The organism is Legionella sp. km772 (assembly GCF_003989735.1).
In the GTDB taxonomy this organism is placed as follows: Bacteria; Pseudomonadota; Gammaproteobacteria; order Legionellales; family Legionellaceae; genus Legionella.
Genome location: NZ_RZGQ01000185.1, coordinates 1 through 4,976, shown reverse-complemented (window position 1 = coordinate 4,976; position 4,976 = coordinate 1). Strand labels below are relative to the sequence as shown.

Here is a 4,976-nt window from a genome sequence, read left to right as displayed (position 1 = left end):
AAATCAAATAATCACTATAAAGATCAAGCATATCCATTTAATTCCCTCCCTAAAATTAAGGGCGGAATTCTAATGCTTTTTAGTCAAACTACAAGTTTATGTGCGTAACATGAGTAATTAACGATGTAGGCATCGCCATCTTCAAATTCAAAAGTTATGCGCCAATTACCATTTACACTTATAGACCAACAATTCCTTCTTTGTCCTTTTAGCGGATGAAGGTTATATCCTGGTAAATCCATATCTTCGATGACAGTCGCGGTATCAAGCGCAGTTAATTGTAATCTTAATTTCTTATCGTGTTTTGGTTGAATACCTGAGCAATCCCCTTTCTCGAAGAAGTTTCTCAGACCTTTATGTTTAAATGATTTAATCATATGTATATTGTAGCGTGTTGCGCATCACTAATCAATTTGCACTAATTAAATAAAAGGTGTTTTACGAACTTTAGTGTTTAGAGAGTAGGAGATTCTTCAAAGGGAGTTCTTTGTTAACTTGAAATTGAGCGCTCATCTTTGTTTGGCTACATCAAAATGCTTTACAATTATACCGCTTGATTATATAGAAAGCGCTACCCAGTAGTAAAAAAGGAAAAAGTGAGTTTATTAGCCTTTTAAACACTAAATACTAAACCTTAGATTTGGCTCACGAGTATGAAGCACTTTTAACCCAAGTTAAGTATAAATTCACCCTGTTTATTGGAAATCAGGATAAAAATTATTTTTCATTCGCGCGCAATAAGCAACTATATTTTCTTTGCTTAGGAGTAGCTCTTGTAAAGGGGTTTTCATAGGTGGGAATAATATATTCGCTAAAAAAGCAAACGCAGTTGCATCTACAGTGCTGGCTTTATCGCCGAGAAAATAAGCATTAGTCCCCAAAAATTCGACCATCGCTTCAATAGTTTTAGTGCCTAAATGCAGAATCTCCTCTTTATTATGCCTTCCCATTCCTTGGGCATAAAGTGCGTCGAGCATTTGTTTTCGCACAAGATAGGGAACAAATAGTTTAGGAAAAGTAGGGAGTCTACTAAAAAAATCCTCTTTCACCCGCTTCCATCCCTCATTGTTCTGCCATCGAAAAAAGAGAATAATCCAATAAAGCTGTTCATTAAAGCTAGTTTCAATTAAATGGCCTAAGGCTTTTTGCTGAGGAGTTAACTCCTTATCAAGAGGATCACCAAAACGTTGTTTAAGCTCATCAATGATCAACTCACTATCGGCAAATACAAGCTCGTCAATTTGTAAATAGGGCAATTTTCCTTTAGGGGCTTGTCTTGGATTATCAATGTATTTAACTTTATAAGACAGCTTCGCCATACGTAAGTAGGTTTCCAATTTCATACAAAAAGGGCTAGCATTCGCTATGCCCCAAAGGCGATGGAATTGATATAAAGTAATCATTTGAGAACTCGGTGAGTGGTAATGAAATCAGTGTACCCTATTCTTTAAATGATCTAAATAAAACTTAATTAAGGCAAAGCAAAATGCCAATCCATTTTTTTCGCTAAACCTTCTAACATGAGTTCACCACGAATACTGTTTCCTTTGGCATTAACTCTTGGGCTCAAGACTACAATACCTGCCTTCCCAGGCACAACCGCAATAGTATACCCCGATACACCACTTTTAGCCGGCATACCTGTTTTAACCATATGGGTACCCGTTTCATCATACAATCCACAGGTAGCCATAATAGCTAAGGTAATCTTACAGGTTTCACGCGAAATAATTCGTGCGCCACTGTCAGGATCAATGCCACCATTAGCCAGCAGCGAAGGAAGATACAACATTTGCTCCAAGGTAGCTTCGTAAGAACATAAAGCAAAATACAAGTCCAAGGTTTCAGTAATATCAGTTCCTAGGTTTTTCCTACTTTTTAATAGATAGGCCAAGGAACGATTACGATCCCCAGTTCTTTTTTCCGAGGCAAAAACCAAGGGGTTAATACTTAGGCGTTGGTTAAATAACTTTTGCACCCAATGCTCTAACCAACCAAATTGCTGTTCTCCAGTTCCGGGGATTTGTGAACATAAGGTAATAGCACCTGCGTTCAGCATGGGATTTGAGGGCTTAGGACCAAATTGCTCTAACCGAGTTATCGAGGCAAAATCATCCCCAGAAGGCTCCACCTTAACCCATTCAAATAATTGTTCCTCACCAAAATCCTCAAGAAGACCAATTAAGGGAATTAGTTTTGCAGTGCTTTGCAAAGTAACTGCAGGAGGTGGGGAAACATTGCTATAAGCAAAGCTTTCATTGTCTATTTTCACAGCAATCGCAGTTAGCTCTGGATTTACATTAGCTAACTCCGGGATGTAATCTGCGGTTTTGCCTTCTTGATTCAATGCAGCGGCATGAACTAATTCTTCTAATATATTGCTAGTAAGTGATTTTTGCATAAGATATTTGGATTAAATTGTTTCTATTAAGATAAATTTAGCACATAAAAATAAAGGTTGGGCAATTCCTTGCGGCCAAGGACCTTCAGGAAAGCCATCATTGTGCGCGGATACTACTATTCCCTTAACTCGGTTACAAGCTTGGTTTTAAACCTAGTGATTCATAATCAGGTTTAATTTTTTCACTGGGTTTTTTGGCAAAAATACTTAATAAATTTCGGTTCTGCTCCTCACTGTCTTTTTTATGTGCAGGCATTTCATAAATATGAATGCTGACGGCTACTGTTCCCGGTTCGGCCATTTTTTTACGGTATTTTAGCTGATGCGCTTTAGACGGACTCTCTGTGACATTATCTTGGTTCATATGAAATCTATAGCGATCATAACGGGCAGACAAGATGGCACTTCTATCATCCACGGGCGTATAAAATTTTTCAGATAAAGTTCCTTGTAATACACTAACCGTTCCTCGGTATTTATGATCATGAATACTTGTTTTTTGTTGCGGCGCAAAAGCAAAAGCCCAAATTGAAAAAGGATTGTCTAGATCTTTATGATCATAAATGAGATAGCGTCCTACACCGTATTTTGATTCAAGGTTGGCCGGGGTATAAGCTGAGGCATCTAATTCTAAACTTTTATCAGCAAGCAAATTAGGAATTAATGCAGCAACAGCATCATAAGTAATTTTTTCAAGAGCGCCAATGGCTTTAATGATAGCCGCGGTGTTTTTTTCTTGTCGTTCTTTCATAGTCATTTATCTCTTTTTAATCAAATGGTTATTGAGTAAACCGCTAATTTTTTAAATCATCATAACATATGAAAGAATTTTAATTAATAAGTGAGGATTTTACTCTTTATTCCTTGCTATGAGACTTTATAAAAAGTTAAATAACAATTAGTCGATAAAAAACACATGATGACTATATTTTTTTGAAAAAATACCTGTTATGTTGAAGAAGGAAAAACAATTTTACTTGGCTTTTAGAAAACAGGTGAACTATGTTATATGATAAGGAAATTTTGGCAGCATTAGATAAACAGGTAAGCGATAAATACCCACATTTTAATATTCAGATTTTTCTCCACCTCTTGCAAAGCACCACTCGTCCCTTAGGCTATCCACCTTTTCGCGAAGGCCCCAAGAGCGATTATTATTTAAATTTAATTAAAGAGAATATCTCGAGTGCTAAAAGATTAAAAAATGGGGAACGACTTCATTGTTTAATGAGTTCCCTTTATCAGGTAATGATTTGTTTTTGCTATCTTCAACATAGCTTGACCCCTAATGCAGGCCTCAGTGCAGAGTTATTAGCATTATTAAAGACTGCCATCGAACAAAGGATTGATACCACCGATGAAGAACGCTGCGCGGAAAAAAGTTTATTACAGATGTTATTGGAGCGGCCAACCGAGACTATCCAATTAATAGCAGAATATCACCAACAATTGTTCTTTGTAGATATCGCTAAACTATTAAAAACTAGCATTAATGCATGTGGTACTAAGCAATTAAAGCTACTACTTAGCTCTGAGCTAACTTCGGCCATTGAGTTAGTCGAGCCGACTAGCCAGGTACTGGAAGTGGTTAAATCAGCTGACAAAGGATTAAAACAATTTAATGATATGGGACTAATAGGTGCAAAAACTAAACGTCAACTCATTATCGGTTTTTATTTATTGGATAACATTGAAAATGCGGCAAACCAATCATGGATTAATGATAACGCCTTTTTAAAAACCTCAAGGAATCTGGCTTTACAAGAACGCGGAAAAAATGAAGCAGCCAAGTACATCGCTGCTCGTGAAGGTGAACTCGCACTATTTAGCATTTTTGGAAGATATTCTAAAGCTACTAAATTACGTTCTGCTGATAAATATTTTAAAGCATTAAATAATGAAAAAAATATTGTCTTTTCCCAAGATGAGCGAGAAGCCTTACAAGACGACCAAGGCAGCCGGTTAACGGATATTTATACACGTTATAAATCAGTGATGCCCGTCGCCTGAAGTGGTTTAGCTATCAGAGAAAGTCGAATTATAACTCAAACTCTTTTAACTATGTGGAAATGACGTTCAGGGTCTAAAAAGCTATTTAAGGTATCTTGAATCTCTAAGGCACTGCAATTGTCAGAAAGCATGACAAAACCACAACTCAGTAATTGATTTCGAAAACGACGCATTTCATTTTTTTGTTCTAATTTACGAGCAGCTGGTTTGAAAATTAAATAGGCAAATACCAGCCCATACACCAAGGGAACTAGAGCTTGCGCAATCGCATTGAGTAACTGACTGCTTTCATTATAAGAATGCGAGATGGCCATGATAATACTCATGAGGGTTCCTAAGGCTCCAAAAACGGAAGAAATATTCCCCATCGTCCGAATAATGCGCACTTGTACTTGTGAACGCTCAAACATGGTATGAACCAAATTATTTAAAATATTTTTTAACTTATTACTCATGTTACGCACATAAACTTGTAGTTTGACTAAAAAGCATTAGAATTCCGCCCTTAATTTTAGGGAGGGAATTAAATGGATATGCTTGATCTTTATAGTGATTATTTGATTTT

6 protein-coding genes are annotated in these 4,976 nt (G+C 36.7%); 1 reads left to right on the top strand and 5 read right to left on the bottom strand.

Going from position 1 to position 4,976, the window contains the following annotated elements; all coding sequences use genetic code 11:
• Positions 1-83 precede the first annotated feature (83 nt).
• From ELY15_RS13280 to ELY15_RS13265, 4 genes are all read right to left on the bottom strand, one after another.
• Positions 84-377: a type II toxin-antitoxin system RelE/ParE family toxin gene (locus tag ELY15_RS13280; protein WP_127100829.1), complete on the bottom strand. Its 294-nt coding sequence runs from the start codon at positions 375-377 to the stop codon at positions 84-86.
• 318 nt (positions 378-695) lie between these two features.
• Complete coding sequence (locus tag ELY15_RS13275) at positions 696-1,403, bottom strand: glutathione S-transferase family protein (RefSeq protein WP_127100827.1); 708 nt, start codon at positions 1,401-1,403, stop codon at positions 696-698.
• 68 nt (positions 1,404-1,471) lie between these two features.
• Positions 1,472-2,401, bottom strand: a complete 930-nt coding sequence (gene glsA, locus ELY15_RS13270) for a glutaminase A (RefSeq protein ID WP_127100825.1) — start codon at positions 2,399-2,401, stop codon at positions 1,472-1,474.
• Positions 2,402-2,534: 133 nt separating this feature from the next.
• Positions 2,535-3,158, bottom strand: coding sequence for a cysteine dioxygenase (locus ELY15_RS13265; protein ID WP_127100823.1), 624 nt, complete (start codon positions 3,156-3,158; stop codon positions 2,535-2,537).
• 245 nt (positions 3,159-3,403) lie between these two features.
• Between ELY15_RS13265 and ELY15_RS13260 the strand changes: the two genes are divergently transcribed.
• Complete coding sequence (locus ELY15_RS13260; RefSeq protein ID WP_127100821.1) at positions 3,404-4,411, top strand: hypothetical protein; 1,008 nt, start codon at positions 3,404-3,406, stop codon at positions 4,409-4,411.
• 35 nt (positions 4,412-4,446) lie between these two features.
• Here ELY15_RS13260 and ELY15_RS13255 read toward each other — a convergent pair whose 3' ends face one another.
• A complete protein-coding gene (locus ELY15_RS13255; protein ID WP_158617494.1) occupies positions 4,447-4,866 on the bottom strand; it encodes a MotA/TolQ/ExbB proton channel family protein in 420 nt (139 codons plus the stop codon).
• Between the last annotated feature and the right edge of the window lie 110 nt (positions 4,867-4,976).

Excerpts from the sequence above, each read along its gene's own strand:
- ELY15_RS13280 (WP_127100829.1), bottom strand. The coding sequence starts at position 377 with ATGATTAAATCATTTAAACATAAAGGTCTGAGAAACTTCTTCGAGAAA.
- ELY15_RS13275 (WP_127100827.1), bottom strand. The coding sequence starts at position 1,403 with ATGATTACTTTATATCAATTCCATCGCCTTTGGGGCATAGCGAATGCT.
- glsA (WP_127100825.1), bottom strand. The coding sequence starts at position 2,401 with ATGCAAAAATCACTTACTAGCAATATATTAGAAGAATTAGTTCATGCC.
- ELY15_RS13265 (WP_127100823.1), bottom strand. The coding sequence starts at position 3,158 with ATGACTATGAAAGAACGACAAGAAAAAAACACCGCGGCTATCATTAAA.
- ELY15_RS13260 (WP_127100821.1), top strand. The coding sequence starts at position 3,404 with ATGTTATATGATAAGGAAATTTTGGCAGCATTAGATAAACAGGTAAGC.
- ELY15_RS13255 (WP_158617494.1), bottom strand. The coding sequence starts at position 4,866 with ATGAGTAATAAGTTAAAAAATATTTTAAATAATTTGGTTCATACCATG.